Raw genomic sequence first — 26987 nt, forward strand, 5'->3', positions numbered from 1 at the left:
TCCGAGATCGGAAGGACCAGCTCCATGCCCTTGTCGTACCCCCGGCCCCACCGGCCGAACCACGCCCGCCGCCTGACCGCCGCCCTCACCACGGCGCTGCTCACGGCCGGTGTTCTCGCCGGCTGCTCGGGTGACGACGGGCCGCAGAGCAGCGTCGACGCCTTCCTCAGCGGTTGGCGCAGCGGTGATCTCCAGGCGGTCGGTCTGATCGACCCGACCGGCAACAAGCTGCCGTCGGCCGAGGTGACTCGCGAGATCAAGGAGCTCTCCGGTGAGCTGGCGGCCACCCCGCCCACGCTGAAGCGGCGCGGCGAGCCGAAGGTCACGAAGGACATCGCGACCGCGACGGTCCAGGTGGAGTGGAACCTGCCCGGTCAGACCCGCTGGGCGTACGACCGGGAGTTACGCCTCGCGCACGGCGATGACGACCAGTGGCAGGTGATCTGGGAGCCCAGGGTGGTGCACGAACAGCTCACCAAGGGTGACCGGTTGGCGCTGCGCCGCGACGCCGGTGCCCGGGCCGCGGTGTTGGACGCCGCCGGGCAACCGCTCGTGACTCCGCGCCCGGTGGTCCGGGTGGGCGTGCAGCCAGACGGGGTCACCGACATCAAGAAGCTGGTCAAGGACCTCGACGGGGCGTTCAAGGCGATCCGCCCGGCGCTGGTGCCCGCCGTCGACCTGGCCGACCTGCCCGAGCGGGTCGCCAAGGCCGAGCCGGGTGCCTTCGTCGAGGTGGTGTCGCTGCGCGAGGAGGCGTACCTCCAGATCAAGCCCCGGATCTACGACCTGGACGGCACCAAGTTCATCTCCGCCAAGGTCGACCTGGCGCCGACCCGGGAGTTTGCCCGGGCGGTGCTCGGCACTGTCGACCCGGCGCAGGCGGACGACCTCACCGCACACCCGGACCGGTACGTCGCCGGTGACCTGGTCGGGCACGGCGGGTTGCAGGGCCGCTACGACGAACGGCTGCGCGGCGCGCCCGGGCTGACCGTGGTGGTCGAGCGGCCGGCCGAGGGCGGCAAACTGGAGTCCACCGGCACTGAGCTGTTCCGTCGGGAGCCGCAGCCCGGCCAGACGCTGAAGACCACGCTGGACGTCGCCGCCCAGAACGCGGCCGACGGGGCGCTGCGCGCCGAGTCCCGCCGCTCCGCCCTGGTGGCTCTCCGGATCAGCGATGGCGCGGTGCTCGCCGCAGCGAACGGTCCCGGGCCGGCCGGGGAAAACCTGGCCTTCACCGCCCAGGTGCCGCCGGGTTCCACGTTCAAGGTGGTCAGCACGCTGGGTCTGCTGGACCGGGGCGCTGTCACTCTGGACGGGCCGGTGGCCTGCCCGAAGACCTTCACCGTCGACGGTCGGTCCTTCAAGAACTCCGACAACTTCGAGCTGGGCTCGGTGCCGTTCCGCACCGACTTCGCCAAGTCCTGCAACACGGCGTTCGCCTCGCTGGCCCCGAAGCTCGGCGGTGACGGGCTGGCCGCTGCCGGCCGCGCGTTGGGCCTGGAGGGTCAATGGGACCTCGGCACCGACGCCTTCACCGGCAAGGTGTCCACGGGCGGCAGCCCGGCCGAACAGGCCGCGGCATCGTTCGGGCAGGGCACCACGCTGGTCAGCCCGCTGGCCATGGCCGGTGCCACCGCCGCCGTCGCCCGAGGCCGGTTCGAGCAGCCGAAGCTCCTGCTCGACCCGGCGCCGGCCAAGCCGGCCGCGGCGGGTGAGCAGCTCAAGCCGGAATCGGTCGCGGCGCTGCGTTCGATGATGCGCGAGGTGGTCACCAGCGGCACCGGCAGCGCGCTCAAGGATGTGCCGGGCGAGGTGTACGGCAAGACCGGCACCGCCGAGTACGACGACAACCCGGCCCACACCCATGCCTGGTTCGTCGGCTGGCGGGGCGACGTGGCGTTCGCCGTGTTCGTGGAGAAGGGCGGGGCCAGCACGGCCTCGGCCGTCCCGATCGCCGAGCGCTTCCTCCGCGCCCTCCCACAGTCCTGACACCCGCGCGACGAGCGCACCCGCAGCGAGCGGCTCGAAGCAACGCGCACCACGAAGGCGTTGATCGGCCCGGAGGGGCCGCCAGACGGGTCAGGCCGTGTCGGCTTTGTGGTGGTCCGAGGGGCCCTGGGCCGGTGAGGAAGGTCGCCGCAGCAGGCCTGGGCCGGCCGACGCGGGCGGACCGACCGGCTCCGGTTCGACCAACTCCCGCTCGACCAGCTCCCGCTCGACCGGCTCCCGCTCGACCAACTCCCGCTCGAACGTGGCGGCGATGTCCGCTGCGACGCTCGACTGCTCGGAGCGGGCCTGACCGTTGGTGACTGCTGGTTCCGCCTCGGCCACGATGTCGTGCGGCGTTGCGCCCCCGAAGAAGCGGCCGTCGGAAGAACCAACGCCGGCAGACCCGAGGCCCGAGGGTGCGTCGCCGGCAGACCCGAGATCGGAGGGTCCGGCCTCCGCGAGCGACCTGGCGTCGACGGACGGGTCCCACGGGGGGACGTCGGCGTACGACTCCTCGCCATGAGTCGCGCTCGGCAGCGCATCGAGCCGCTCGGCAGCAACGAGCTCGTCGAACCGCTCGCCCCGCTCCAGCCCGTCAGGGCGCGCACCACGAACGAGCCCATCGAGCTGGACGGCACGATCCAGCCCGTCGAGCCGCTGGGAGCGGTCGGGTCGTTCGGTGGTGCCCGGGGTCCGGCCGTTGCCGCGCCGGGGGCCGGGGGTCAGCCGAGCCGAGAGCAGTCGGGGCGGCACCGCTTCCGGTGCGCTGACCGGGGCCAGGCCGGCGACCACGGTGTTGACGATCTCGGCAGCGTACGAGCCGTCCGGGTCGTAGTCGGGGTCGAAGACGGTCAGCTCCACGCCGAGGCAGTGCGGGGTGTCGACCAGGCCGGCGAGCAGGATCTCCAGCTCGGCGAAGGCGATGCCACCCGGGTCGGGAGCGTCCACGGCGGGCATCACCGCGGGGTCGAGCACGTCCACGTCGATGTGCACCCAGTAGCCCGCGCAGTCGGCGAGCTGCTCGTGCGCCCACTGGGCCGTGCGGGCGGCACCTTCGGCGCGCAGCGCGGGGACCGGCCGGGTGGTGATGCCGGCGGCCTGGAGGTCGAGCCGGTATTCGTCCTGCGCGCGGATGCCGAGCACCACCACGTCGATGTCGCGGAAGTAGGGCCGGCGGCCCTCCAGGGCGGCCAGGTCGGCCTGCCCACGCCCGGTGACGAGGGCAAGGTCCTCACCGGCGGCCGCGCCGACGTAGGAGGCGTTGCCGGGGTGCCGGAAGTCGGAGTGACCGTCGACGAAGACCAGCCCGATCCGCCCGCCGACGGCCTCACCGAGGCGGTGCATGGCCAGCGCCGAGCCGAGCAGCACCGAGCAGTCGCCGCCCAGCACCACCGGGAACTCCCCCCGGTCGATGATCGAGCCGATCCGTTCGGCGAGCGCCAGGGAGTAGTCGGCGATCTCCCGGGCGTGGCACACGCCGTCGCCGGGCCGCCAGTCGCCCGGGTCGTACCGGGGTGGGGTGATGCAGCCGGCGTCGCGGGCGCGCAGCCGGGCCAGCAGGTCGTGGTCGCGCAGCGCGCCGGGCGCCTTGCCGCAACCGGGGACCGACGTGGACGTCGGTGGCCGCAGGCCAAGGTTTGTCGGCGCGTCGAGGACGGCGATCCGGCGCATCATGAGCTCCCGTCCTCGGTGGTCGGGCGGGCCGGCCGGAACGCCGGCCCGCGCTGGCGTGCTACGAACTCAGAACAGGGCGCTGGCCAGAGCCCGGCGTGCCGAGGCGACCGCCGGATCGTCCGGGCCGGCGATGGAGAAGAGCGAGACCAGGTGCTGGCGGACGGTCTCGCGGTCCTCGCCGGCGGTGCGCCGGACCAGACCGACGAGCCGGGCGTACGCCTGCTCGGCCAGGCCGCTGAGCACCTCGATGTCGGCGGCCAGCAGCTGGGCGGCCACGTCGTCGGGGGCGCTCTCGGCGGCGGCCATCGCGGTGGTGGGGTCTGCGCCGGCCACTCGGCGGGCCACCCCGACCTGGGCCAGCCCCGCGGTGGCCGCGGCGTCCGCGGGCGCGTCGGCCAGGATCTTCCTGTACGCCTGCTCGGCGGCGTCCAGATCCCCGCTCATCAGCGCGTCGTCCGCCTCGTCGAGGCGGGGGTCCTCCGGCTCGGCCACGGCCACGCCGCCGGCCTTGAGGACGGCCTGGAGCCACTGCCGAAGCTGCGCCTCGGGCACGACCCCGGAGAAGGCGTCGACGGGCTGCCCGCCGACGACCGCGTAGACCATGGGAATGCCCTGGACCCGGAACATCTGGGCGATTCGCGGGTTTTCCTGCACGTCGACCCGTGCCAGCACCCAGGTGCCGTCGCCCTCGGCGTTCAGCCGCTCCAGCACCGGAGCGAACTCGTCGCTCTCCGGGAAGCCGGCGGCGCCGAAGAACACGACGACGGGCATGGCCATCGACCGTTCGAGCACGTCGGACTGGATTGTCGCCTCGGTGACGTCCACGATGGCGGTGTTACCGCCTGCGGTGGGCGCGCCCGGGGCGCCGTTGGACGGGCCGCCCTGCGGGGGCGTGCCGGGGCGGGGACTTGCTGGTGCGGGGCCACGCAGCGTGCTGAGGTCGACCGCGCCGCGGGTGAAGATCGACGAGGTGATCCGTGGGTCGCTCATGGTTACCTAGTCTCGCACGTGAGCCCCCGATCTCAGCTCACCCGCAACCCCGACGTTGCAACTCTCACGCCCCACCCCCACCCCCGGCGATCGGCCATTTCTGCCGCCCGGAAGCGGGCAGCGGATGCGTGATCGACGGGGGTGGTGGTATGGGTCAGAAGCGGGCGGGTTCGCGGTAGGTGCCCCATTCGGCGCGGAGCGCGTCGCAGATCTCCCCCAGGGTCGCTTCGGCGCGGACCGCGTCGAGCATGGCGGGGATCATGTTCTCGTCGGTGCGGCTGGCGTCGACCATCCGGGCCACCGCCGCGCGGACCGCCGACTCGTCCCGGGCGCCCTTGCGCTCGGCGAGCACCCGGCGCTGCTCCAGCTCCACCTCGTGCGAGATGCGCAGGATCTCCAGCTCCTTGGCGACCGTGCCGGTGTGGCAGTTGACCCCGACGATCTTCTTGTCGCCCTTTTCGAGGGCCTGCTGGTAGACGAAGGCCGACTCGGCGATGTGCCCGGTGAACCAGCCGTCCTCGATGCCGCGCAGGATGCCCGAGGTCATCGGGCCGATCTGGTGCGGCCCGTCCCCGCCGAGCTGCCGGATCCGGGCGAAGATCTCCTCCGCCTCGGCCTCGATCTTGTCGGTCAGTGCCTCGACGTACCAGGAGCCGCCGAGCGGGTCGGCCACGTTGACCACACCGGTCTCCTCCATCAGCACCTGCTGCGTACGCAGGGCGATCTCGGCGGACTCGTCGGTGGGCAGCGCCAGGGTCTCGTCCAGCGCGTTGGTGTGCAACGAGTTGGTGCCGCCGAGCACCGCCGCGAGGGCCTCGACGGCGGTGCGTACGACGTTGTTGACCGGCTGCTGCGCGGTCAGCGACACACCGGCGGTCTGCGTGTGGAACCGCAGCCAGAGGGCCTTCTCGCTGGTCGCGCCGTAGACGTCGCGCAGCCAGCGGGCCCAGATCCGGCGGGCGGCCCGGAACTTGGCGATCTCCTCGAAGAAGTCGAGGTGCGAGTCGAAGAAGAAGCTCAGCCCGGGCGCGAAGACGTTCACGTCCAGCCCGCGCGAGAGACCCAGCTCCACGTAGCCGAAACCGTCGGCCAGCGTGTATGCCAGCTCCTGCGCGGCGGTCGAGCCGGCCTCACGGATGTGGTAGCCGGAGACCGACAGCGGCTTGTAGCGCGGGATCTCGGCGGCGCAGTATTCCATCAGGTCGCCGATCAGGCGCAGGTGCGGCTCCGGGTCGAAGAGCCACTCCTTCTGCGCGATGTACTCCTTGAAGATGTCGGTCTGCAGCGTGCCGTCCAGCTTGGACAGGTCGGCGCCCTGCCGCTCGGCGGCGACCAGGTACATGCAGAACACCGGCACGGCCGGGCCGGAGATGGTCATCGAGGTGGTGACGTCGGCCAGGTCGATGCCGTCGAAGAGCGCCTGCATGTCGGTGGCGGTGTCGATGGCGACGCCGCAGTGGCCGACCTCGCCGAGCGCCTGTGGGTCGTCCGAGTCGCGGCCCATCAGCGTCGGCATGTCGAACGCGACCGAGAGGCCGCCGCCGCCGGCGCCGAGGATCATCTTGTAACGCTCGTTGGTCTGCTGGGCGTTGCCGAAGCCGGCGAACTGCCGGATCGTCCAGGTCCGTCCGCGGTATCCGGTCGGATACAGACCCCGGGTGTACGGATATTCGCCCGGCCAGCCGATCCGTTCGAAGCCGGGATAGGTGGCGCCCTCCGGCGGCCCGTAGACCGGTTCCACCGGCATGCCGGAAAGCGTGGTGAAGTCGGCGTCCCGCTTGCGCGCGGCGTCGTAGCGGGCCTGCCAGCGCGCGCGTCCGGCGTCGATCTCGTCGGCGTCCATGAGCAGGGCTCCTCCTCGGTTCCTCGACAGCACGTCGAGTGTAAGGCCCTCACCTGAACGATCGCTAAGTCACGTCGTACCGACGGGTAACGTGCGCTGGGCCGATTCCGGGGCGGCGGCAGGCCGAGTGCGTGGATCGCCGGCGTCCAACTCTCGCCCGGTTTCGGTGCGGCGGTGGCCGTTGCCACCGCCGCACCGGCACGAGGGGACCCCGGTGGCACGACGGACGTCCGTCATTCCCCGCGACGGGCACCTGCTGCCCGCCGCCGCCCGAGGTCACGAGACTGATCTCAGTAACGGGTCTTCACGAGGAACTGGTAACCAACCACCACGGTGCCGCTGTTGTTGTACATCGGCCAGCACTGCTGGGGCGACGTCCACGACGAGACGTACGTCGGGCGGGCCGCCTTGCACGCCGACATCGTCGGGTACATCGGGCTGTTGTAGTCCGCGAGAGCGGGCGACGCGGTGCCCAGCACGATGCCGCCGGCCAGGGCGGCAGCAGCAATGAGGGTGCGGCGGCGCGGACGACGCAGAATCTTCGGCATCTCTACTCCATTCCGGTGGACCCTCTACTGAGGATCTTGACGTCAGGAGCTTAGGGCACCCAGCGGAGCGCGCTCAGGTCAGACCGTCGGAGCCGACGGTGCACCCATCGCCACGTCGTCGACCCGGATGTTGATCTCGTCAACCCGCAGCCCGTACGCCTCGACCGCCTCGGTCACCCTCGCCCGGACCGCGTCGGTCACCTCCGGCACCGGACGGCCAGCGTCGATCACGATGACCAGGTTGATCACCGCCGCACCGTTGGTGACGTGCGCTGAGCAGCCGCGCCGGGCGTCGCCCACCTGGTCGAGCCCGATCTTGTCGAGCACCGTGTTGAAGAACCGGGCCACGTCGCCGCCCAGCTCGGCCACCCCGGGCACCGCTCGGGCGGCGGCCGCCGCGATCTTCTCCACCACCTCGTCGGAGACGTGCGTGCTCCCGCCCGCCACCGCGTCCGGGGTCACCGACAGCTCCTGGGTCGCGTCGTCAGCCATGCTCTCCCACCCACCCGTCGCACCGGCCCCGCGCCGGCGGCGTGGGGGCCGTGCGAGCGTACTAGGGCGAGGTCCGCTGTGGACGCCCGGTCGGTGCGGCACGCCCCGTTCGCTATCTTGCCCAGATGACATCGATCCTTGCCGCCGGCCTCGTGGGCTCGGCGGTGGTCCTGCTGGTCGCAGTGTGGCTGATCCTGGTCTACAACAAGCTGGTCCGCATGCGCAACCAGGTCGATGCGTCCTGGTCCCAGATCGACGTGCAGCTCAAGCGACGGCACGACCTGGTCCCGAACCTTGTCGAGACCGTCAAGGGATACGCGTCGCACGAGCGCGGCACCCTGGACGCCGTGGTGGCGGCACGCGGTGTGGCGATCGCGCACAGTGGCGGCGACGCGGGGCGGGCCGACGCCGAGAACGCGCTGAGCCGGGCTCTGGGTCGTCTCGTCGCACTCGCCGAGGCATATCCGCAGCTGCGGGCGAGCGAGAATTTCGCGGCGATGCAGAGCGAGGTGGCCACCACCGAGGACAAGATCGCCTACTCACGGCAGTTCCTGACGTACGCCGTCCAGCAGTACAACACGGCGATCGAGAGCTTCCCCACGAACCTGGTCGCCGGCATGCTCGGCTTCCATCGGCGTGAGTTGTTCGCCGTGCCCGACTCCGACCGTGCCGTGATCGCGATCGGTTTCTAGGCCGTGCCCGACCTCCTCCTCGCCGGTGCCGCTCTCGGGCTCTGGCTCCTCGCGTACGCGGCTTGCCGGGTCGCCACCCGCCCAGTGCCGCCTGCCGCCCTACCTGCCACCATGGATCTCGGCCCGGAGCCGCCCGCCGTGGCGGGCTTGCTGGTCGACGGCGGGTCGACTCACGCGGGCACGGCGGGTTCGACGCTGCTCGACCTGGCCGCGGCCGGCTACTACGAGCTGCGACAGCCGGACGCCGACCCCTATGGGACCACCATCCATCTCGCCGGGGAGCATCCCGACGAGGGCGGCCTACGGCCGTACGAACGGCAGGTGCTGGCGCGGGTTCGCGAGCTCGCCGTCGACGGTGTGGTGCCGCTGACGGCGTTGACCTTCCGGGACGACAACGAGTCCAGGACCTGGAACAGCCGGCTGCGCGCCGCCGTGGTCGCCGATGCCCGCGCGGCCGGGCTGTCGCAACGCCGATTCGGGCCGACGATGATGACCGCGCTGTACCTCGGGGCACTCGCGGTCGGCGTGGTCTGCGGCGTCGTGGCTGTGCACCGCACCCACCTCCGCTGGACGTTCCTCGTCTCCCTCACCGTCGCCGCTGTGCTCGCGGGCCTGGTGCAGCGCATCGGCGAGCGCGCCACGCCGGCCGGGTCGGAAGCCACCGCCCGCTGGCTCGGGGTGCGGGCCTGGCTGCGAAACCACCAGCAGTTCGCCGAGCTGCCGCCGTCGGCGGTGGCGATCTGGGACCGCTACCTCGCGTACGGCGCCGCGCTGGGCGTGACCCGGCAGGCCAGCGACGTCCTCGACCTCGGCGCCGGTGTCCGGCGCAACCTCTGGTCGACCTACCACGGCGGTTGTCGCAGGATCCGGGTGCGCTATCCGCGAGGACGACCCTGGTACGGCAGCGGCACCCCAGCCCTGTTCCTCCAGGCGCTGCTGGTCGTGCTGGCGGGAACGCTCGTGCTGACCGTGGCCGGCCCTGCGGGCTGGTACGCGCTGCCGGGGTACGTGCTGCTCACCGGCGGCGTTTACCTGCTGATCCGCACGCTGGTGGACCGGACGCGGTCCGTGACCATCACCGGCCGGGTGCTCGCGCTCCACCTGCGGCGGGCGCAGGGCAGCCCACGAGTGAGCCACCTCGTGATCGACGACGGGACCGCCGACGAGACCACCGCCTGGGCGCTGCCCCACGAGTGGGGCGACAGCTGCCGGCAGGGCGACGTCGTGACGATCACCGTTCGGCCGTGGAGCCGACGCGTCATCGCGGTCAGCGCGCACGCACCGGCAGACCCGGGCCCCCGGCCGTCGGCCGGATCCGACAGCGAGCTGACCGGCCCGTTGGTCACCGACGTCTTCGGGGAGGTACGTCATGTGCGGGCCGGGCCGCTTCCGGTGTCCGTCGAGGACGTCGCGCGGTTCGTCGGTCAACCCGTACGCGTGGAACGCCGCCCGCAGCGCGTCGACTTCCGCTCCGAGCTCGACGACACCACTGTGCTGCGGGCCGCGTGGGCGGACGGTACGGCGGGAAGGATCGCCTGGCGGGCCAACGCGCGCGGCGTCGCCACCCCGCTGCCGGGCATCGGCGACGAGGCGTACGCCAGCGGCAACCGGGTGGTGATGCGCGTCGGCGACACCACGCTGGTCCTCACCGCGCTCGGCGGCGGGCGGATGGGCGTCCCGCACCTTCCGTGGCTGCTCAGCAGGTGTGAACGGGACGCCCTCACACGCACCTGACTGCCAGCACCTCGCCGGACGCCGCCGGGACGCGACCCGCCGGGTCGTTTTCGGCTGAGCAGACCGCGCGAGACGGCGACCAACGAGCGGGCGGGTCAGCGGGCGAGCTGGGCGAGCAGGGTGTCCGCAGCCGCGTACGGATCGAGGCCGCCCTCGGCCACCTTCGCGGCGAGCGTGGCCAGCTCCGTACCGTCGCGTAGTGAGCCGATCCGGGCCCGGAGGATGCCGAGCGCGATGGCCTCGACCTCGGCGGCGGCCCGCGCCTCCTGGCGGCGGCGCAGCTCGCCGTGCTCGACCAGCCAGCCCCGGTGCTTGTCGATGGCGGCGGCGATGTCGTCGATGCCCTCGCCCCGCGAGGCGACCGCGCGGACCACCTGCGGCCGCCACTGCCCGGGGCCGCGCTCACCGAGCGCGATCATGCCCTGGATGTCGCGGACGGTGGCGTCGACGCCGTCGCGGTCGGCCTTGTTGACCACGAAGACGTCGGCGATCTCCAGGATGCCGGCCTTGACCGCCTGGATCGCGTCGCCCATCCCGGGTGCGAGCAGCACCAGCGTGGTGTCGGCCAGCGACGCCACCTCGACCTCGGCCTGCCCGACGCCGACGGTCTCCACCAGCACCACGTCGCAGCCGGCGCCCTCCAGCACCCGGACCGCCTGCGGCGTCGCCGCGGACAACCCGCCGAGATGCCCCCGGCTGGACATGGACCGGATGTAGACGCCCGGGTCGGTGGCGTGGTCCTGCATCCGCACCCGGTCGCCGAGGATCGCGCCCCCGGTGAACGGGCTGGACGGGTCCACCGCCAGCACGCCGACCCGGTGCCCACGTGCGCGCAGTGAGCGGACCAGCTCGTTCGTGGTGGTCGACTTGCCCACCCCGGGTGAGCCGGTCAACCCGACCACCTGGGCCTGCCCGGCGTACGGTGCCAGCGCCGCGGCGACCGCCGGCAGCAGCGGGTCGCCGTTCTCCACCAATGTGATCAACCGGGCCACCGCGCGGGGGTCGCCCGCGCGGGCCCGCTCGACCAGCTGCGGTACGTCCCGACTGCGGCGCACCGACGTGCTGCCCGCTGCCGGGACCTGCTCGGCCGCCTCGCTCACAGTGCCGTCTTCGTTCGCGACTGCGGGGTTCGCAGAACCGGCTCGCTCCTCGCGCTCACCGGTCCGCCGCTGCGCTTCCCGGCACGTGGATGATCAGCGCGTCGCCCTGGCCACCGCCGCCGCAGAGGGCCGCCGCGCCGGTGCCGCCACCGCGCCGCTTCAGCTCCAAGGCGAGGGTGAGGACGAGACGCGCGCCGGACATGCCGATCGGGTGCCCCAGCGCGATCGCGCCGCCGTTGACGTTGACCTTGTCCGGGCTGATCCCGAGGTCCCGAGTGGACTGCACGCCGACCTGGGCGAACGCCTCGTTGATCTCGATGAGGTCCAGGTCCGCGACGCTCAGGCCGCCCTTCTTCAGAGCGTGGTTGATCGCGTTGGACGGCTGCGAGTGCAGGGAGTTGTCCGGGCCCGCCACGTTGCCGTGCGCACCGATCTCGGCCAGCCAGGTCAGCCCCAGCTCGATGGCCTTGGCCTTGCTCATCACGAGCACGGCGGCGGCGCCGTCGGAGATCGGCGACGAGCTGCCGGCGGTGATGGTGCCGTCCTTGGCGAAGGCGGGGCGCAGCTTGGCCAACGACTCGACGGTGGTGTTCGGGCGGATGCCCTCGTCCTCGCTGATGACCAGCGGGTCACCCTTGCGCTGCGGGATCACCACCGGGGCGATCTCGTCGGCGAAGTGGCCGTTCTTCTGCGCGGCGGCGGCCCGCTGGTGGCTGGCGGCGGCGAAGGCGTCCTGCTCTTCGCGGGTGATGCCGTGCCTGGTGCCGAGGCGCTCGGTCGACTCACCCATCGAGCAGCAGTCCCAGGCGTCGCTGAGCCCGTCGTGTGCCATGTGGTCCTTGACCACCACGTCGCCGTACTTGTAGCCGGTGCGCTGGCCCATCAGCAGGTGCGGGGCGTTGGTCATCGACTCCATGCCGCCGGCCACCACGATGTCGAACTCGCCGGCACGGATCAGCTGGTCGGCCAGGGCGATCGCGTCCAGGCCGGAGAGGCAGACCTTGTTGATGGTCAGCGCCGGCACCGACATCGGCACGCCAGCCTCGACCGCCGCCTGCCGCGCCGGGATCTGACCGGCGCCGGCCTGGAGCACCTGCCCCATGATCACGTACTGGACCTGGTCCGGGCTGACGCCGGCCCGCTCCAGCGCCGCCTTGATGGCGATACCGCCGAGCTTCGTGGCCGGAAGGTCCTTGAGGTTGCCCAGCAGCCGCCCCATCGGGGTCCGCGCGCCGCTGATGATCACCGAAGCCATGCCTGCCTCCGAAGGGGGTGCCGAGCTGTTCGAGGGGGGTGCCGAGCTGTACGCCTTAACGCTTGTTCGGCCAGACTAACGCCATGACTGAGAACTCCCCCGCCGAGCCCGGTGAGGACTACGTCACGGACATCGGGCTTCGCAAGATTGACCACGTCGGGATCGCGGTCGCCGACCTGGACGCCGCGATCGACTTCTACCAGCGGACGTTCGGGATGCGCTGCGTACACGTCGAGACCAACGCCGAGCAGGGCGTGCGGGAAGCGATGCTGTCCGTCGGTCCGACCACCGAGGGCGGCTGCGTGCAGTTGCTCGCCCCTCTGACGCCGGAGTCGACGATCGCCAAGTTCCTGGACCGTAACGGGCCGGGCGTGCAGCAGGTCGCGTACACCGTGGCTGACATCGACAAGGCCTGCACGGCACTGCGCGAGCGGGGAATGCGGCTGCTCTTCGAGACCCCGCGACGCGGCACCGCGAACAGCCGCATCAACTTCGTACACCCGAAGGACGCCGGCGGCGTCCTGGTGGAACTGGTAGAACCCGCCCCCGCCCCCCACTGACCCTCTACCCCCCACCTCCCCCTGCCCCCACCTCCCCCGCACGCCCCGTTGATCAAGAGGTTTGCGTCATCCTGCGGCTCGCAGGTGACCGAAAGCTCTTGATCAACGGGGCGTGCGCTTGTGGGGGGTGGGCGCTTGTGGGCTTCGGGGGCCCGGTTGCGTGTCGGGGCGCACGTCAGTGCTCGGTTGGTGGGGTGGCCGGGCAGCTTCACGCATCGGCGGATGCAGTTTTTCACACAGGACTTCCGGCTTTAGCTACCGTTCAGTAACGTCCGCCACACAGGAGCGCGACCGGGGTCGGATGTGTCGAATGCCGACATGGTGGTCGTGCCCCACCGGCGCCGACGATGGCAGCACCCCGGCCCATTCGGGTGCGGACGAACCGGAGGTCACCGTGCAGGACATCCTCGAAGCGATCATGGCGGCGGAGGAATCGAACGACCCGGACCGCGAGCTCGCCGGCGTCGCCGGGCTGCCCGTACCGGAGAGCTACCGGGGTGTGGTGGTGCGCGCCGAGGAGTCCCGGATGTTCGACGGCATGGCCACCCGGGACAAGGACCCGCGCAAGGCGCTGCACGTGCAGGAGGTGCCGACGCCGGAGCTGGCGCCGGGCGAGGCACTGATCGCGGTGATGGCCAGCGCGATCAACTACAACACCGTGTGGACCAGCATCTTCGAGCCGGTGTCCACCTTCAAGTTCCTCCAGCGCTACGGCCGGCTCTCCGAGCTGACCCGCCGGCACGACCTGCCGTACCACGTGGTCGGCTCGGACGCGGCCGGCGTGGTGCTGCGCACCGGCCCCGGGGTGACCCGGTGGGCACCCGGCGACGAGGTGGTCGCGCACTGCCTCTCCGTCGAGTTGGAGGACGCCGCCGGGCACGACGACACCATGCTCGACCCGCAGCAGCGGATCTGGGGCTTCGAGACCAACTTCGGCGGGCTGGCCGAGATGGCGGTGGTCAAGGCCAACCAACTGATGCCGAAGCCGCGACACCTGAGCTGGGAGGAGGCGGCCAGCCCGGGGCTGGTCAACTCCACCGCGTACCGGCAGCTCGTCTCGCACCACGGTGCCAACATGAAGCAGGGCGACGTGGTGCTGATCTGGGGCGCCTCCGGTGGCCTCGGCGGGTACGCCACCCAGATGGCGCTCAACGGCGGCGCGATCCCGGTCTGCGTCGTCTCCTCGCCGGAGAAGGCCGAACTGTGCCGCCGGATGGGCGCGGACCTGGTCATCGACCGGGCCGCGGAGGGCTTCCGGTTCTGGAAGGACGAGGAGACCCAGGACCCGGACGAGTGGAAGCGCCTGGGCGAGCGGATCCGCGAGCTGACCGGCGGCGAGGACCCGGACATCGTCTTCGAACACCCAGGTCGGGAGACCTTCGGCGCCAGCGTCTACGTGGCCCGGCGCGGTGGCACCATCGTCACCTGCGCGTCCACCAGCGGTTTCCAGCACCAGTACGACAACCGCTACCTGTGGATGCACCTCAAGCGGATCGTCGGCAGCCACTTCGCCAACTACCACGAGGCATGGCAGGCCAACCGCCTGGTCGCGCTGGGCAGGGTGCACCCGACGGTGTCCCGCACCTACCCGCTGGAGCAGACCGGTCAGGCCGCGTACGAGGTGCACCGCAACGCCCACCAGGGCAAGGTCGGGGTGCGCTGCCTGGCACCGACCGACGGCCTCGGCGTACGCGACGGGGAGTTGCGGGCCCAGCACGAGGACGCGATCAACCGGTTCCGGGGGCACTGACCGGCGCACGGCCGGTCCCGGGGGCACTGACCTGGACACCAACCGGACGGATGAGCGGTGGATGGCCAATGCGGTGATCGGCCATTGTTCTTCCAACCCGATTAGCGTGCGGTTGCTCGGATCGAACAAAGGGCCTCGGGGTAACCCCGGGGCCCTTTTTCGGATCACGCGGCATGGCGCCCGTCCCGCCCGGGACCTGCCAAGATCGCCGATTGGTCCGGCTCCGCCGATCGCGGAAGTTGACCATGCAAAGAGGGCACGAAAGCTCCGCACCGCTCTTGCGAAGCACCCTGGGGCGTCTGCCAGTATGTCCCAATGCCCCAGCAGCAGTCCTCCCCTCTCGCGTTCTTCGATAACGCGAACTCGCAGCCAGATTTCACCGTAGGCCTACGCGGATACAACACTCACCAGGTCGACGACTTCCTCGGCCGGATGACCGCCGCGCTGACCCAGTCCGAGCAGGCCCGTGCCGAGGCCGAGCAGCGGATGAACGACGCCCAGCGTCGGCTCCGCCAGGCCGAGCAGCGCATGAGCGCGCTGGAGCAGAAGCTCACCGACACGAACAAGCAGCTCGAAGAGAACAGCCGGCCCACCCTCTCCGGGCTCGGCACCCGGGTCGAGCAGATCCTCCGGCTCGCCGAGGAGCAGGCCAACGACCACCGCAACGAGGCCAAGCGCGAGTCGGAGGGCATCCTCTCCGCCGCCCGCCTCGAGGCTCGCGAGATCACCGACAAGGCACGTGCCGAGGCCGCGGCCATGAAGGCCAGCGCCGAGCGCGAGGCCGGCAACCTGCGTACGGCCGCCGAGCGCGAGGCCGCCGAGGTCCGGGTGCAGGCCCGCCGCGAGGCCGACACGCTGCGCGCGGACGCCGACCGCGAGACCAAGCAGCTTCGCACCGTCACCGCGCACGAGGTGGCCGAGCTGAAGTCGACAGTCGAGCGGGAGGTGGCCACCCTCCGCGCCACCGCCGAGCGCGAGATCACCCAGCAGCGGGCCAAGGCCGCCCGCGAGGCTGAGGAGAAGCGCGCCGAGGCGACCAAGCTGCTGACCGACGCGCGGGACAAGCGCGACAAGGACCTTCAGGCCCTGGAGCTCCAGCTCGCCGAGCGGCGGGAGAAGGCCGAGCGCGAGGAGTCCGAGCGCCACGCCGCCCAGGTCGCGCAGACCCAGAAGCTGGTCAGCGAGGCCGAGCAGCGTGCCCGGGCCGCGCAGGAGCGTGCCAAGGAGATCGAGCAGCGCGCCGAGGCCCGGCGGGTCGAGTCGGAGCGCAACGCCGCCGAGACGGTCGACAAGGCCAAGGCGCACTCCGAGAAGACGCTCAACGAGGCCAAGGCCGAGTCGCAGCGCCTGCTCACCGAGGCCCGCACCGAGGCCGAGCTGACCACGCAGGCCGCCCGCCGCGAGGTCGATGACCTCACCCGTCAGAAGGACGCGGTCACGTCGCAGCTGGGCCAGATGCTCTCCGGGCTCGCCGGCATCGTTCCGGGCATGCCGGCCGCTGCCGCTCCCGCGGCCAAGCCGGAGGCCAAGAAGACCGAGGGCGGTCAGGACCGGGTCCCCGCGGAGTCCGCTGGCTGACGCGAGGCCGTCAGGTCGGGGCATCGAACGGCGCGAGGTGACACCGGGTAACCGGTTCCACCTCGCGCCGTATGCGTTTCCCAGTTCGTGGAATCTCCCGCTCCCAAACGGAGTGAAGTAGCTCGCACAAGGCCCGTCCGTATCGCCCCAGCAGGGCCCGTTGCGTGTGAGGATGGGGGCATGTCGCACGGCGAGGAACTGTTCGCTCTCGGCGGGGACGTGACGACGGAGCCCAGCTTCGAGTCCGCTCTGCGGGGGTACGAGAAGAAACAGGTCGACCGGTATGTCGCGCGTGCCGAGCACGAGATCGCGACCCTCGCCTCCGAACGGGAACAGGCGTATACACAGATCCACAAGCTCGCCGGCCAGGTCGAGGTGCTGCAACGCGACCTGACTCAGGTGCGCAAGCAGATGAACGTGGTGGACCGCGCCTCGTTCCGGCACCTCGGTCCGCGGGTCGAGTCGATCCTCACTCTCGCGGAGGAGCAGGCCGAGCAGATCCTGGCCGATGCGAACGGGGAGATCGAGGCCCGCCGCAACGCCGCCGAGCACATCATCGAAGAGGCCCGTGAGCAGGCATCGCGGGCTCTGAAGGACTTCGAGATCGCCCTCGCCGCGCGCCGCGCGGAGGAGGAGCGGCACAGCACCGCCAAGCGGGCCGAGGCGGACGCGACCCTGCGGGCTGCCAAGGACGAGTCGGCACAGCTGCGTAAGGCGGCGCAGGACGCGCTGGCGAAGGCCCAGCAGGAGGCCACCCAGCTACGCGACTCCGCCAAGGAGATCCACACCCGGGCCCAGCAGGAGTCGACCAAGCTGCGCGAGTCGGCTCGCGAGGCACTGGTCAATGCCCGGCAGGAGGCCAGCGACCTGCGCGAGGCGGCCAAGGAGGTGCACGCGAAGGCCCTCCAGGAGGCCAAGCGGCTCACCGACACCGCCACCGAGGCCGGCCGGGCCACCCACGCCAAGGCGCAGCAGGAAGCCAAGCAGATCATCGACGACGCGTCGATGGCTGGCCGTGCCACCCGCGCAAAGGCCCAGCAGGAGGCGGAGCGGCTGACCACGCAGGCCTCCGAGTCGGCCAAGCGCAACCGCGCCGAGACCGAGGCGTACGTGCAGCGGATGCGCGCCGAGACCGAGGAGTACGTCAAGCACGCCCGAGCGCAGACCCAGCAGGAGCTGGGCGCGTGGCGGGCCGGGGTGGAGCAGGAGGTCAACTCCCGGCGGGAGGCGGCCGACCGGGAGCTGGCGCAGCGGCGGGCCACGGCCGAGCAGGAGTACGCCAAGCGCCGCGACGAGCTGGAAAAGCAGCACAAGTCCCGCCAGCAGGAGCTGGAGACCGGGTTCACCAGCCGCCAGCAGGAGATGGAGACGGCTTTCACCGCTCGCCGCGACGAGCTGGATGCCGAATACTCCGGCCGCAAGAACGAGCTGGAGACCGAATACACGGCCCGCAAGAACGAGATCGAGCAGGGCGCAGCCGGGATCCGGCAGGCGGCCGAGCAGGCCGCGGCGGCGCTGCGCCAGCGGTCCGAGGCGGAGGCCGCCGAGCTGCTGCGCCAGGCCGAGACCGAGGCCGGCAACAAGCGCCGCCAGGCCGACGAGCATGTCGCGGCCTCCCGCCGGCAGTTCGAGGAGTACGCGGCCACCACCCAGCAGCATCTGGCCACCACCCAACAGCATCTGGCGGCCACCCAGCAGGAGTCGGCGGCGGGCCGGCAGCAGCTCGCCCAGGTGATGCTGGAGATCGCCCAGGCCCAGCAGCAGCTCGCTGACCTTCGGCAGGAGACGTGGAAGTCCCGGCAGGAGTCCGACGAGCTCCAGCGGCAGATGGCCGAGCTGCGGTTGCAGAGCGTCGCGGGGCCGATCGACGGCCCGACCGCACCGGCCGCCGGTGACGGTGCGAGCCGGAGCGCGGCCGACGACGGGGACGACGGCGCGACCGTGTCCGGCGCGGCGACCGTCCCGGAGGCGGTGACCATCGATGCGGGCACGCCGGCCGGGTCGGGTGCGGCTACCGGCCTCAAGACCGAGCCCGCCGACACCCGGCAGCCGGTGAACGCCGGGGCCGAGGGTGCCGGGCAGTCCACAACCCGACCGGTGGCCGAGCCGGTGACCACCGTCGACGGAGGCGCGGCCAGCGCCGGGGTGGACGGGGAGCCCACCGTGGCCGCCGTTCCGGGCGAGGGTGGCCGAGGCGCCAAGCCGACCAAGATCACCAGCACCGGTGAGAACGGCAAGCGGCCCAGCAAGCCGACCACCGACGAGCGCAGCGCCAAGCCCAGCAAGGTCACCATCGAGAAGGACTGACGGCCGGCGTCGCCAGCCGCACGACCCACGCGAGAATCGAGATCTTGGACAGTTTCCGCCCCGCTGACGGAAACTGTCCAAGATCTATTTGTGCGTCGGGCGGCGCCGGGATTGGGTGGGGCTCCAGCCGGCTGCGACGAGGGCCCGCCGGACGGTGTCGGCGACCTCGTCGGGGCGGGCGCGGACCAGCCAGGCCGGAAAGCGCAGGATCCGGTCGCCGCTGGTCCAGACGTCGTTCTGCCGACGCATGTCGTCCGCCCACTGCCGGGCGTCCATGTGGTGCGCGCCGTCGATCTCGACCTGCACCCGCCACTGTCGCCAGTACGCGTCCAGCCTGCGGTTGCGGCCCGCCGCGTCGACCCGATGTTCCTGAAGATCAGGGACGGGCAGCCGATGCCGGCGACAGAGGCGCAGGAAGTCGATCTCGGAGAGCGCCTGCGCGCCGCCGGCGATGTCATCGACGGTCTGTTGGATCAGGTGCCGGCGCGGTGCTCGGGGGAGGACGTCGAGCACCGCCTGCAACTCCTCGGGCAGCACCCGCCGCTGCTGACAACCGGCCGCCAGCACTCCCTGCGACTCGTCCACACGGACCGCCCATCCCGCCGCGTCGACGAGTGCTCTGGCCGTCGTGGTGCGCGGTGGACGGGCGAGTTGCCGATGCGAGTTCGGCAGCACCGACGTGCGATGCACCAGCACTGCGGGCATGTCGATCGGGAGGCGACGCAGCGAGGTCCGCGCAGCACGGCGGACGGCCGGCACCAGCACGTGCAGTGGCTCGCGGCGCAGCCCTCGTACCCCGGCTTCGGTGGCGGCGGTCACCCCCGCCAGCATCGCACCCGGTCCAGCTGCCAGCACCGCGACCCAGAGCTGTTGGTCGCGGTTCAGGCGACCGTTACCGGTCAGCAGGACGCCGCGGCAGATCGACCGCCACCGGCCGGAGCGGATTCGCCCGCGCACCGTCCCCTCGCTGAGCAGGCCGGACACCTGCGCGGTGGTCAGCACGCCCGCCTGCTCGAAGGCGAGCCAGTCGAGTGCGTCAGCGTCGTCGGCGGGCAGCATCCGAACAGCTTTCACCGCCAGGAAGCCACCACACCACCAGATCTTGGACAGTTTCCGTTACGCGCTAACGGAAAGTGTCCAAGATTTACGCGCCGGCGGGAGCTAGATGATCTCGGGTGGTAGGTCGAGGCACGGACGGCGGCTGGTCGGGCACCTGGAGCACGAGGTTGACGGCCTTGTGGTCGATAGCGACCATGAAGTCGCTACGCTGCTGACGCGCTGAGAGATGATCAGAAACAGCCGTCGCTGCCGCCGGTTGTCCGACGGCCTGAGCCGGGAGGCCCCTGGTGCCACAGCACGACCCGTCGGCTGGCGATCCGGACGCGACGCCCGATCCCCCGTCGACCGAAACCGCACCGGTCGACACACCACCGCCGGTGCCGGTCCCCGCTCCGGGAATCGACCCGGACGAACCGCCGGCCGTCCCGTCCGGAAAGTTCGGCACTCCGGGGCGCCCGCTGCGCCGCAGCAGCTTCCTGATCGGCTTCACCGGCGCGTTGGGCGTGCTGCTGGCGTACACCCTTTATCTGGGGATTCGAAATGCCGGCGGCATCCTGGTGCTGGTGGTGATCGCGCTCTTCCTGGCGGTCGGTCTCAACCCGGCGGTGGTCCGACTACGCCGCTGGGGCGTGCCGCACGGCCTGGCGGTGGCGGGGGTCGCGTTGACCGTGGTGCTGCTGCTTTGCGGCGGCGTGGTCGCGCTGGTCCCGCCGATCGTCACCCAGTCGGGGCAGTTCATCGACCAGATCCCGAGCCTGCTCGACGAGTTGCGCCGCAATCCAACGGTCAACGACCTGGTGGAGCGGTACGACGTGGTGGAGCGGGTGCAGGGCGCCGCCAACGCGCAGACCATCGGGCGGGCCCTCGGCGGGGTGCTCGGCGGTGCTCAACTGATCTTCGGCACGGTGTTCCGGACGCTGACCGTGCTGGTGTTGACGATCTACTTCCTGGCCTACTTCAACAAGTTGCGCTCGCTGGGCTACTCGCTGGTGCCCCGCTCTCGGCGGGAGCGGGTGCAGCTGATCGGCGACGAGATCCTGGCCAAGGTCGGCGCCTACATGGTCGGGGCGCTGAGCATCGCGGTGCTGGCCGGCGCGACCACCTTCGTGTTCGCGTTGATCGTCGGCCTGCCGTACCCGTTCGCGCTGGCCGTGGTGGTCGCGGTGACCGACCTCATCCCGCAGATCGGCGCCACCCTGGGCGCGGTGATCGTGAGCCTGGTCGGCTTCGCGTCCGACCTGCCCACCGGCATCGCCTGTGCGGTCTTCTTCCTCATCTACCAGCAGGTGGAGAACTACCTGATCTACCCGAAGGTGATGCGGCGCTCGGTGGAGGTCAACGAGGTGGCCGCCCTGCTCGCCGCACTGCTCGGGGTGGCGCTGCTGGGCGTGGTGGGCGCGTTGATCGCCATCCCCACGGTGGCCGCGCTGCAACTGATCCTGCGCGAGGTGGTGCTGCCCCGCCAGGAGCGGCGCTGAGCCGTCAGTCGCCCGGCTGCGGCACGGGCGTGTCCGCGAACGAGGCCACCGTCCGGTCGGCGTACGCGCTGACGTCGCCGGCCTCCATCGGGCCGTCCCAGGTCGTCGGGAGCGGCACCTCGACGGCCGGGTTGACCCGCCGGACGATCTCGTCGAGCACCGTCTCCGCGTCGCCCACCCAGAGGTGCTTGGCGCCCGGGACGCCGACCACCTCGGCCTGCGGCACCGCAGCGAACCGCTCCCGCGCCTCGGCCGGGCGCAGGTAGTCGTCGAACTCCGGCACCAGCGCCGTCAAGGGTCGCCCCGAGGCGGCCCAGGTGGCCAGGTCCTCCGGGGCCGAGAAGCGCAGCGGCGGGGAGAGCAGGATCGCACCGGCGATCGCCGGGTCGCAGCCGTACTTCAACGCCAGGTCGGTGCCGAACGACCAGCCGACGAGCCAGATGTTGGGCAGCTCGGCGAACTCCGCGTACTCGATGGCGGCGGCAACGTCGTACCGCTCCCCCACCGCGCCGTCGAAGGCACCCTCGCTGGTGCCGCGCATGCTGCTGGTGCCGCGGGTGTTGAACCGCAGCACGGCCAGGTCGGCCAGCGCGGGCAGCCGCCAGGCCGCCTTGCGGAACACGTGGCTGTCCATCATCCCGCCGTGCGTGGGCAGCGGGTGCAGGCAGACCAGGGTGGCCACCGGCGGCCGGTCGGCCGGCAGGGCCAACTCGCCGACCAGCCGCAGACCATCGGCGGTGTGCAGCTCGATGTCCTCCCGGCGGCCGGGCAGGATCGACGACGCGCGGATCGCTGTGCTCACCGCCCAAGTCTGGCGCGAAGTCGCCGCCACCGCCCGCCCAGGCCGTAACAGGGTGATCCAGGTCGCTCAGCCGTGGCGCGGGGCGCCCCGCGCTCAGCCGTGGCGCGAGGCGCCCCGGGGCAGTCGCTCAGTAGCGTGGGGCGCCCCGGCCGCGCTGCACGGCCGGGCCGCGTCGCTCCCTGGCACGCCAGCAGCCGCTGTGCCAGTGCCGCCGGTCGGTGAGGTCACCCAGACCGTCTGCCGGCCAGGCCACCAGGTGCGCCACCCCGGGTGGGATCTCCTGGTTACAGCCGGGGCAACGGTACGTCTTGACCGACGCGCCCGCCCCGATCCCGCGCACCTGCCAGGCGCCGTCGGTCCACTGCTGCACCGAGGCGACGCCCTGCCGGACGCGGTCGGCGTCCAGGTTGGCGTTCTCGTCCCGGCGAGGGCGATTGCGACGGGGGCTCACAGTCACCAAGCGTACGGTCCGTCGGAGCGGACGGCCCGGGGGCGGTCACCAGGTGTCGGGCTGGTCCAGGTGCTCGGCCACCTGCGCCCCGCCCAGCACGGTGGCCGCGTCCTCCTCGGTGTACCCCTGCGCCGGCCAACCGAAGTCGACGCTCAGATGAGAAGCCTCGGAGAGGCTCAGCAATTCGAGGTAGTCGCCCTGGGGAGAGCGGTAGATCGGTTTGCCGCCGATCGTCCGGTTGCCCTTTTTGCGGCTCGCGGCGACGCCGATCGTGTGACCCAAATCGACCCGGATCCCGGGCTCGCTGCCGCGGGCGACCATCAACACAACGGTGAGCCGGGCCGGAATCTCTCCCACCCACGCCTCACAGGCGGTGATCTGGGTGCCCGGTGGCAGCGCGGTGAGCCGCATCGGCCCTCCGCAGCGATACGCCTGGTCGAGCCGCAGCGCGGCGGCGACGTCGAACAGGTCACTCTGGTCCTTGGCGACCACGCCCGCCCGGGCGTACACCCCGGGGGCTGGCTGCCAGTGCCGCAGCCAGATCGGCACTCCGTTGAGTCCATCGTCGCGCGACACCGCCCCGTCGAAAACGGCGTTCCTGGACAGCTCTGGCACCATCGCCGACACGCCCTGGGCGCCGCTTCGCAGTACGTCGGCCGACGCGGACAGCTCCAGGGTGACCGTTCGCCCGCCTACGTCGAGTTCCGCCGTCTCCACACCGTCCCGCACCGACCAGGTGAGGTACCGGGGCCCATTCGGGGCGAACCCGAAGTGCAGCACGCCCGCGTCGGCCCCAACCAGGTCCGGACGGTCAGCCGCTCCCGCTACGCCGTCGGCACGGGGCGGCATCGCGGCAACCACGGCGTCGGCCGGTCGGCCGAGCCCCGGCGGGACGTCGTCCGAATCCGAGCCGTGGAGCCCCATCGGACCGACGGCCACGCCCGCACCGAGCACGGCCACCATGCCCAGCGCGGTGCCGACGGCGGCACGCCGACGGCGGACCCGTACACGGCCCCGGGAGACCGCGCCGGCCAACAGCAGGCCTGCATCGACGCTGCCCTCGGCGCGCTCGCGAAGCGTCTCGTTGATCCGCTCGTCGAGGTCTGTCACGGTCGGCTCCCGTTCGTGGCCGGGGCACCGCAGCGCTCCCGGAGGTTGGCGAGCGCCCGCATCGCGTGGGTGCGGACGGTGACCGGCGAGCAGTCCAGGATCTGGGCGATCGTCGCGTCGTCGAGGTCCTCGTAGAAGCGCAGCACCAGCACCGCCCGCTGGCGTTCGGGCAGGCCGAGGATCAGGCGCCACATCTCGTCCCGGTCGGCCGCCTCGCGGCCGAGGTCGCCACGCTGCGCCCGGTCGGCGAAGGTGTCGACGACCAGCTCACGGTTGGACCGGCGACGCCACCAGGAGTTGTTGGCGTTGACCAGCATCCGACGTACGTACACGTCGGGCCGGTCGGCCCGCGAGATCTTGCGCCAGTGCACGTACGCCCGGGACAGCACCTCCTGGGTGAGGTCCTCGGCCCGGTGCTCGTCACCGGTCAGCAGCCGCGCCAGCCGGATCAGGGCCGGGCCGCGGCTGCCGACGTACTCCTCGAAGGTCACATCCCTCAGACGCGGCCGGGCCCCTCCGGCGTTGACCCCCGTCAGCGGTGCGAGTGGTCGCGGAAGCCGCGGCGGGTCTTGCGGCCCAGGTAGCCGGCGGTGACCAGGTGCTCCAGCAGCGGCGCGGGCGCGAAGCCCGGCTCGCGCAGCTCCAGGTACAGCTCGCGCTGGATCGCCAGCGACACGTCCAGCCCGACCACGTCGAGCAGTTCGAACGGGCCCATCGGGTAGCCGCAGCCCAGCTTCATGGCGTGGTCGATGTCGTCGGCCGTCGAGTAGCTGGCCTCCAGCATCTTCACCGCGTCGTTCAGGTAGGGGAAGAGCAGCGCGTTGACGATGAACCCGGACCGGTCGCCGCAGACCACGCCGGTCTTGCCGAGGGTGGCGCAGACCGCGCGGGCGGTGGCGGTGGCCTCCGGGGACGTGCGGATGGTGCGGACCACCTCGACCAGCGGCATGACCGGCGCCGGGTTGAAGAAGTGCAACCCCACCACGTCGGCCGGCCGATGGGTGGCCATCGCCACGTCGATCACCGGCAGCGAGGAGGTGGTGGTGGCCAGCACGACGCCCGGCTTGCAGATCTCGTCGAGGCTTGCGAAGAGGGCCTTCTTGACGCTCAGCTCCTCAACCACCGCCTCGACCACCAGGTCGACGTCGGCGAGGTGGTCGAGCGTGGCCGACCAGCTGATCCGGCCGAGCGCGGCGTCCCGGTCAGCCTCGGCGAGCTTGCCCCGCACCACGCCCTTGTTCAGCGAGGTCTTCACGGCCTCGCAGACCTTCGCGGACTTCTCCATCCCGCGGGTCACCGAGACGACCTCGTAGCCGGCCTTCGCGAAGACCTCGATGATCCCGGTGGCCATCGTCCCGGAGCCCACCACGCCAACCTTCGTGATGGCCCGCGCGCCGTCGGCGACCGCGGCCTCCGTGGCCAGCGGCGTCGCCTCGTCCGGTACGACCACCGGCGAACCGGGCCGCTCGTAGGTGTAGAAGCCCCGACCCGACTTCCGGCCGAGCAGCCCCGCCGTGACCATCTGCTTGAGCAGCGGCACCGGGGCGTGCCGGCGGTCCCGCCCGCCGCGCCGGTACATGGTGTCCAGGATCTCGTACGCGGTGTCCAGGCCGATCAGGTCCATCAGCGCCAGCGGGCCCATCGGCAGGCCGCAGCCGAGCTTCATCGCGGCGTCGATGTCCTCCCGGGTCGCGTAGTGCGCCTCGAACATGCCGACCGCATGGTTGAGGTAGCCGAACAGCAGCGCGTTGGCGATGAAACCGGCACGGTCGTTGATGGTGACGTCGACCTTGCCGAGCCGGGCGCACAGCGCCTCGACGTCGGCGACCACCTCGGGCGAGGTGACGACAGTGCGGACCACCTCGACCAGCTTCATCACCGGCGCGGGGTTGAAGAAGTGGATGCCGATCACCTGGTTGGGCCGGCTGGTGGCCACCGAGATCTCGGTGACGCTCAACGAGGAGGTGTTGGTGGCGAGGATGGTCTCCGGCCGGCAGACCCGGTCCAGCTCCGCGAAGATCCGCTGCTTGAGGTCCAGGTGCTCGGGCACCGCCTCGATGACCAGGTCGACGGAGTGCAGCGCGTCCAGCCCGACCGCGAAGTGCACCCGCTCGTGCAGTGCGTCGCGGTCGGCGGCGGCGAGCTTGCCCTTGGCGACGGCACGGTCGGTGGAGCCGGCGAGGGTGGCCCGGCCGCGCTCCAGCGCCGGCTCGGAGATCTCGACGGCCACCACGTCGATGCCGTTACGGGCGAAGACCTCGACGATGCCGGCACCCATGGTGCCCAGCCCCACCACGCCAACGGTGCTGAAATCGCGCGCCACGACCGGCCTCCCCAGAGACTCCGCACGGCCACTGAACGGCCGCTAAGGTTATGCGCGCGAGTCTGCCACGTGACGCTGGGTTGTCGAGACGCCGTGGGATATTTCACCCACACCGCCGCAGGGTGCAGGGACGCGGCGGGCCTGGTGCTCAGACCGCCGTCAGGCGGTGGGCACGGTGGTCAGGGCCAGCAGCTCCGCGACGAACTCCGCCGGGCGCTCCAGGTGCGGGCTGTGACCACAGCCGGGAAGCACCACCTCGTGGTACGCGCCGCCGGCCGCCGCGTACCGCTCCAGCACCGCCCGGGTCTGGCCGACCATCGGCTGCGGTGGGCAGGCGTCCTCGCCCGGCCAGCCGGGCACGAGACCCAGCGAGCCCAGGTACGCCAGGTCGAACAGCGAGGTGTCCGAGACGATGACGTCGGCGTCGCCGCGTACCCAGGTGACCGGGGGCTTCTCGGCGACGGCCACCAGCTCGTCGGCGAGCCGGAAGTAGGTCGGCGCGAGCGCGTTGAGCACGCCGCGCTCCCCCGGTGCGGTGCCCGGCCAGTTCTCCGAGGGCACCGCCGTGCCCGGGTAGTTGTCGTCTCCGGTGGAGGTGGAGAGCACGGTGTCCAGCAGCAGATCCTCGTCCTCGACCAGCGAGGCGGGATCGGCCACGTAGGTGGCTCGCAGCACGGCACGGGGGCTGGCCGGGGCGTCCGCGCTGCGGTCACCGGCCGCGAGCCGGGCGACGAAGTCCGGGTTGGCCGTGCCGGCGCCGGTGCCGGCGAAGTCGGGGGTGGTCGGCGTGCCGGTCAGGTCACGGGTGCCGCCGAAGCCGTACGGAGAGACCGGTGCCGCGAGCAGCAACGCTCCCACCCGGTGCGGATGGTCGACCAGCAGTCGCATCGCCACCCCGCCACCGAGGGAGTGCCCGACCACCACCGGGCGGGCGTCGGCACCGAAGAGCGTCGGGTCGTCCAGCAGGGCCGCCACGTCGTCGGCGAAGTCGCGCAGGCCCCGGGTGGCGTCCACCGGTGCCGTCTCGGAGTCGCCGTACCCCCGCAGGTCGGGGGCGACCACCCGCAGCGTCGGCGGCAGCCGCCGCACCAGCGGCTCCCAGAACAGCGCTGACGAGCAGTTGCCGTGGATCAGCAGCACCGGCGTGCCGTCCGGCGGGCCGGCCACCCGTACCGCCTGGGTGATGCCGTTAGCCGTCACGGTCCGCTGCTCGGTCTCCATCCGCGGCATGCTGCCACGCGGGCCCCCGCCG

The 26987-nt window shown here is 71.8% G+C and carries 22 protein-coding genes and 1 pseudogene; 8 read left to right on the forward strand and 15 right to left on the reverse strand.

What is annotated here, in order from left to right; translation table 11 throughout:
• Positions 1 to 24 precede the first annotated feature (24 nt).
• Positions 25 to 1989 (forward strand): penicillin-binding transpeptidase domain-containing protein, encoded by a 1965-nt coding sequence (locus AC3CF1_RS13590; RefSeq protein ID WP_488450595.1) that lies wholly within the window; start codon positions 25 to 27, stop codon positions 1987 to 1989.
• A gap of 90 nt (positions 1990 to 2079) precedes the next feature.
• Here AC3CF1_RS13590 and AC3CF1_RS13595 read toward each other — a convergent pair whose 3' ends face one another.
• From AC3CF1_RS13595 to AC3CF1_RS13620, 6 genes and pseudogenes are all read right to left on the reverse strand, one after another.
• Positions 2080 to 2331: a hypothetical protein gene (locus AC3CF1_RS13595; protein ID WP_488450596.1), complete on the reverse strand. Its 252-nt coding sequence runs from the start codon at positions 2329 to 2331 to the stop codon at positions 2080 to 2082.
• Between the two features lie 343 nt (positions 2332 to 2674).
• Positions 2675 to 3663 (reverse strand): annotated as a pseudogene (locus tag AC3CF1_RS13600) (arginase family protein); the annotation flags it as partial.
• Between the two features lie 66 nt (positions 3664 to 3729).
• Positions 3730 to 4653 (reverse strand): tetratricopeptide repeat protein, encoded by a 924-nt coding sequence (locus AC3CF1_RS13605; protein ID WP_088949877.1) that lies wholly within the window; start codon positions 4651 to 4653, stop codon positions 3730 to 3732.
• A 154-nt stretch (positions 4654 to 4807) separates the two neighbouring features.
• Positions 4808 to 6496 carry a coenzyme B12-dependent isobutyryl-CoA mutase large subunit gene (icmA, locus tag AC3CF1_RS13610; protein WP_088949878.1) on the reverse strand — a complete coding sequence of 563 codons (1689 nt, stop codon included), beginning with the start codon at positions 6494 to 6496 and terminating at the stop codon, positions 4808 to 4810.
• A 290-nt stretch (positions 6497 to 6786) separates the two neighbouring features.
• Positions 6787 to 7044 carry a hypothetical protein gene (locus tag AC3CF1_RS13615; RefSeq protein ID WP_088949879.1) on the reverse strand — a complete coding sequence of 86 codons (258 nt, stop codon included), beginning with the start codon at positions 7042 to 7044 and terminating at the stop codon, positions 6787 to 6789.
• 78 nt (positions 7045 to 7122) lie between these two features.
• Positions 7123 to 7536, reverse strand: coding sequence for an Asp23/Gls24 family envelope stress response protein (locus AC3CF1_RS13620; RefSeq protein ID WP_088949880.1), 414 nt, complete (start codon positions 7534 to 7536; stop codon positions 7123 to 7125).
• 125 nt (positions 7537 to 7661) lie between these two features.
• Here AC3CF1_RS13620 and AC3CF1_RS13625 point away from each other — a divergent pair, with 125 nt between their 5' ends.
• Together AC3CF1_RS13625 and AC3CF1_RS13630 are read left to right on the forward strand one after the other, a co-directional pair.
• Positions 7662 to 8228, forward strand: a complete 567-nt coding sequence (locus AC3CF1_RS13625; protein WP_488450597.1) for a LemA family protein — start codon at positions 7662 to 7664, stop codon at positions 8226 to 8228.
• 3 nt (positions 8229 to 8231) lie between these two features.
• The gene (locus AC3CF1_RS13630) at positions 8232 to 9962 is read left to right on the forward strand and encodes a DUF2207 family protein (RefSeq protein ID WP_488450598.1); all 1731 of its coding nucleotides are present in this window, start codon (positions 8232 to 8234) and stop codon (positions 9960 to 9962) included.
• A gap of 95 nt (positions 9963 to 10057) precedes the next feature.
• On the opposite strand, the gene meaB is transcribed toward AC3CF1_RS13630, so the two are convergent.
• Together meaB and AC3CF1_RS13640 are read right to left on the reverse strand one after the other, a co-directional pair.
• On the reverse strand, positions 10058 to 11062 hold the full coding sequence (gene meaB, locus AC3CF1_RS13635; protein WP_088949883.1) for a methylmalonyl Co-A mutase-associated GTPase MeaB: 1005 nt from the start codon (positions 11060 to 11062) through the stop codon (positions 10058 to 10060).
• Positions 11063 to 11117: 55 nt separating this feature from the next.
• Complete coding sequence (locus AC3CF1_RS13640; protein WP_141910917.1) at positions 11118 to 12317, reverse strand: acetyl-CoA C-acetyltransferase; 1200 nt, start codon at positions 12315 to 12317, stop codon at positions 11118 to 11120.
• 83 nt (positions 12318 to 12400) lie between these two features.
• Here AC3CF1_RS13640 and mce point away from each other — a divergent pair, with 83 nt between their 5' ends.
• The 4 genes from mce to AC3CF1_RS13660 all read left to right on the forward strand — a co-directional run bounded on the left by mce (position 12401) and on the right by AC3CF1_RS13660 (position 18512).
• The gene (mce, locus tag AC3CF1_RS13645; protein WP_328381417.1) at positions 12401 to 12877 is read left to right on the forward strand and encodes a methylmalonyl-CoA epimerase; all 477 of its coding nucleotides are present in this window, start codon (positions 12401 to 12403) and stop codon (positions 12875 to 12877) included.
• Between the two features lie 394 nt (positions 12878 to 13271).
• On the forward strand, positions 13272 to 14627 hold the full coding sequence (ccrA, locus tag AC3CF1_RS13650; RefSeq protein WP_088951981.1) for a crotonyl-CoA carboxylase/reductase: 1356 nt from the start codon (positions 13272 to 13274) through the stop codon (positions 14625 to 14627).
• 315 nt (positions 14628 to 14942) lie between these two features.
• Positions 14943 to 16205, forward strand: a complete 1263-nt coding sequence (locus AC3CF1_RS13655; protein WP_088949886.1) for a DivIVA domain-containing protein — start codon at positions 14943 to 14945, stop codon at positions 16203 to 16205.
• A gap of 180 nt (positions 16206 to 16385) precedes the next feature.
• A complete protein-coding gene (locus AC3CF1_RS13660; RefSeq protein ID WP_488450599.1) occupies positions 16386 to 18512 on the forward strand; it encodes a coiled-coil domain-containing protein in 2127 nt (708 codons plus the stop codon).
• Between the two features lie 84 nt (positions 18513 to 18596).
• On the opposite strand, the gene AC3CF1_RS13665 is transcribed toward AC3CF1_RS13660, so the two are convergent.
• On the reverse strand, positions 18597 to 19571 hold the full coding sequence (locus AC3CF1_RS13665; protein WP_488450600.1) for an endonuclease domain-containing protein: 975 nt from the start codon (positions 19569 to 19571) through the stop codon (positions 18597 to 18599).
• 398 nt (positions 19572 to 19969) lie between these two features.
• Between AC3CF1_RS13665 and AC3CF1_RS13670 the strand changes: the two genes are divergently transcribed.
• Positions 19970 to 21049 carry an AI-2E family transporter gene (locus AC3CF1_RS13670; RefSeq protein WP_088951982.1) on the forward strand — a complete coding sequence of 360 codons (1080 nt, stop codon included), beginning with the start codon at positions 19970 to 19972 and terminating at the stop codon, positions 21047 to 21049.
• Positions 21050 to 21053: 4 nt separating this feature from the next.
• Here AC3CF1_RS13670 and AC3CF1_RS13675 read toward each other — a convergent pair whose 3' ends face one another.
• The 6 genes from AC3CF1_RS13675 to AC3CF1_RS13700 all read right to left on the reverse strand — a co-directional run bounded on the left by AC3CF1_RS13675 (position 21054) and on the right by AC3CF1_RS13700 (position 26965).
• Positions 21054 to 21851 (reverse strand): alpha/beta hydrolase, encoded by a 798-nt coding sequence (locus tag AC3CF1_RS13675; RefSeq protein ID WP_099848156.1) that lies wholly within the window; start codon positions 21849 to 21851, stop codon positions 21054 to 21056.
• Positions 21852 to 21978: 127 nt separating this feature from the next.
• On the reverse strand, positions 21979 to 22308 hold the full coding sequence (locus AC3CF1_RS13680) for an ATP/GTP-binding protein (protein WP_088949890.1): 330 nt from the start codon (positions 22306 to 22308) through the stop codon (positions 21979 to 21981).
• A 39-nt stretch (positions 22309 to 22347) separates the two neighbouring features.
• Complete coding sequence (locus AC3CF1_RS13685; protein WP_354982315.1) at positions 22348 to 23412, reverse strand: hypothetical protein; 1065 nt, start codon at positions 23410 to 23412, stop codon at positions 22348 to 22350.
• Positions 23409 to 23903, reverse strand: coding sequence for a SigE family RNA polymerase sigma factor (locus AC3CF1_RS13690; RefSeq protein WP_141910922.1), 495 nt, complete (start codon positions 23901 to 23903; stop codon positions 23409 to 23411). The genes AC3CF1_RS13685 and AC3CF1_RS13690 overlap by 4 nt, the downstream gene beginning before the upstream one ends.
• 41 nt (positions 23904 to 23944) lie before the next feature.
• On the reverse strand, positions 23945 to 25735 hold the full coding sequence (locus tag AC3CF1_RS13695) for a 3-hydroxyacyl-CoA dehydrogenase family protein (protein ID WP_210795273.1): 1791 nt from the start codon (positions 25733 to 25735) through the stop codon (positions 23945 to 23947).
• Positions 25736 to 25894: 159 nt separating this feature from the next.
• Positions 25895 to 26965: an alpha/beta hydrolase gene (locus tag AC3CF1_RS13700; protein WP_435794781.1), complete on the reverse strand. Its 1071-nt coding sequence runs from the start codon at positions 26963 to 26965 to the stop codon at positions 25895 to 25897.
• Positions 26966 to 26987 lie beyond the last annotated feature (22 nt).

This window comes from Micromonospora sp. MGP-C2, from assembly GCF_057766525.1.

What these genes read in the sequence shown, in the direction of transcription:
- AC3CF1_RS13590 (WP_488450595.1), top strand. Translation starts at nt 25, where the DNA reads ATGCCCTTGTCGTACCCCCGGCCCCACCGGCCGAACCACGCCCGCCGC.
- AC3CF1_RS13605 (WP_088949877.1), bottom strand. Translation starts at nt 4,653, where the DNA reads ATGAGCGACCCACGGATCACCTCGTCGATCTTCACCCGCGGCGCGGTC.
- icmA (WP_088949878.1), bottom strand. Translation starts at nt 6,496, where the DNA reads ATGGACGCCGACGAGATCGACGCCGGACGCGCGCGCTGGCAGGCCCGC.
- AC3CF1_RS13615 (WP_088949879.1), bottom strand. Translation starts at nt 7,044, where the DNA reads ATGCCGAAGATTCTGCGTCGTCCGCGCCGCCGCACCCTCATTGCTGCT.
- AC3CF1_RS13620 (WP_088949880.1), bottom strand. Translation starts at nt 7,536, where the DNA reads ATGGCTGACGACGCGACCCAGGAGCTGTCGGTGACCCCGGACGCGGTG.
- AC3CF1_RS13625 (WP_488450597.1), top strand. Translation starts at nt 7,662, where the DNA reads ATGACATCGATCCTTGCCGCCGGCCTCGTGGGCTCGGCGGTGGTCCTG.
- AC3CF1_RS13640 (WP_141910917.1), bottom strand. Translation starts at nt 12,317, where the DNA reads ATGGCTTCGGTGATCATCAGCGGCGCGCGGACCCCGATGGGGCGGCTG.
- mce (WP_328381417.1), top strand. Translation starts at nt 12,401, where the DNA reads ATGACTGAGAACTCCCCCGCCGAGCCCGGTGAGGACTACGTCACGGAC.
- AC3CF1_RS13655 (WP_088949886.1), top strand. Translation starts at nt 14,943, where the DNA reads ATGCCCCAGCAGCAGTCCTCCCCTCTCGCGTTCTTCGATAACGCGAAC.
- AC3CF1_RS13660 (WP_488450599.1), top strand. Translation starts at nt 16,386, where the DNA reads ATGTCGCACGGCGAGGAACTGTTCGCTCTCGGCGGGGACGTGACGACG.
- AC3CF1_RS13665 (WP_488450600.1), bottom strand. Translation starts at nt 19,571, where the DNA reads ATGCTGCCCGCCGACGACGCTGACGCACTCGACTGGCTCGCCTTCGAG.
- AC3CF1_RS13700 (WP_435794781.1), bottom strand. Translation starts at nt 26,965, where the DNA reads ATGCCGCGGATGGAGACCGAGCAGCGGACCGTGACGGCTAACGGCATC.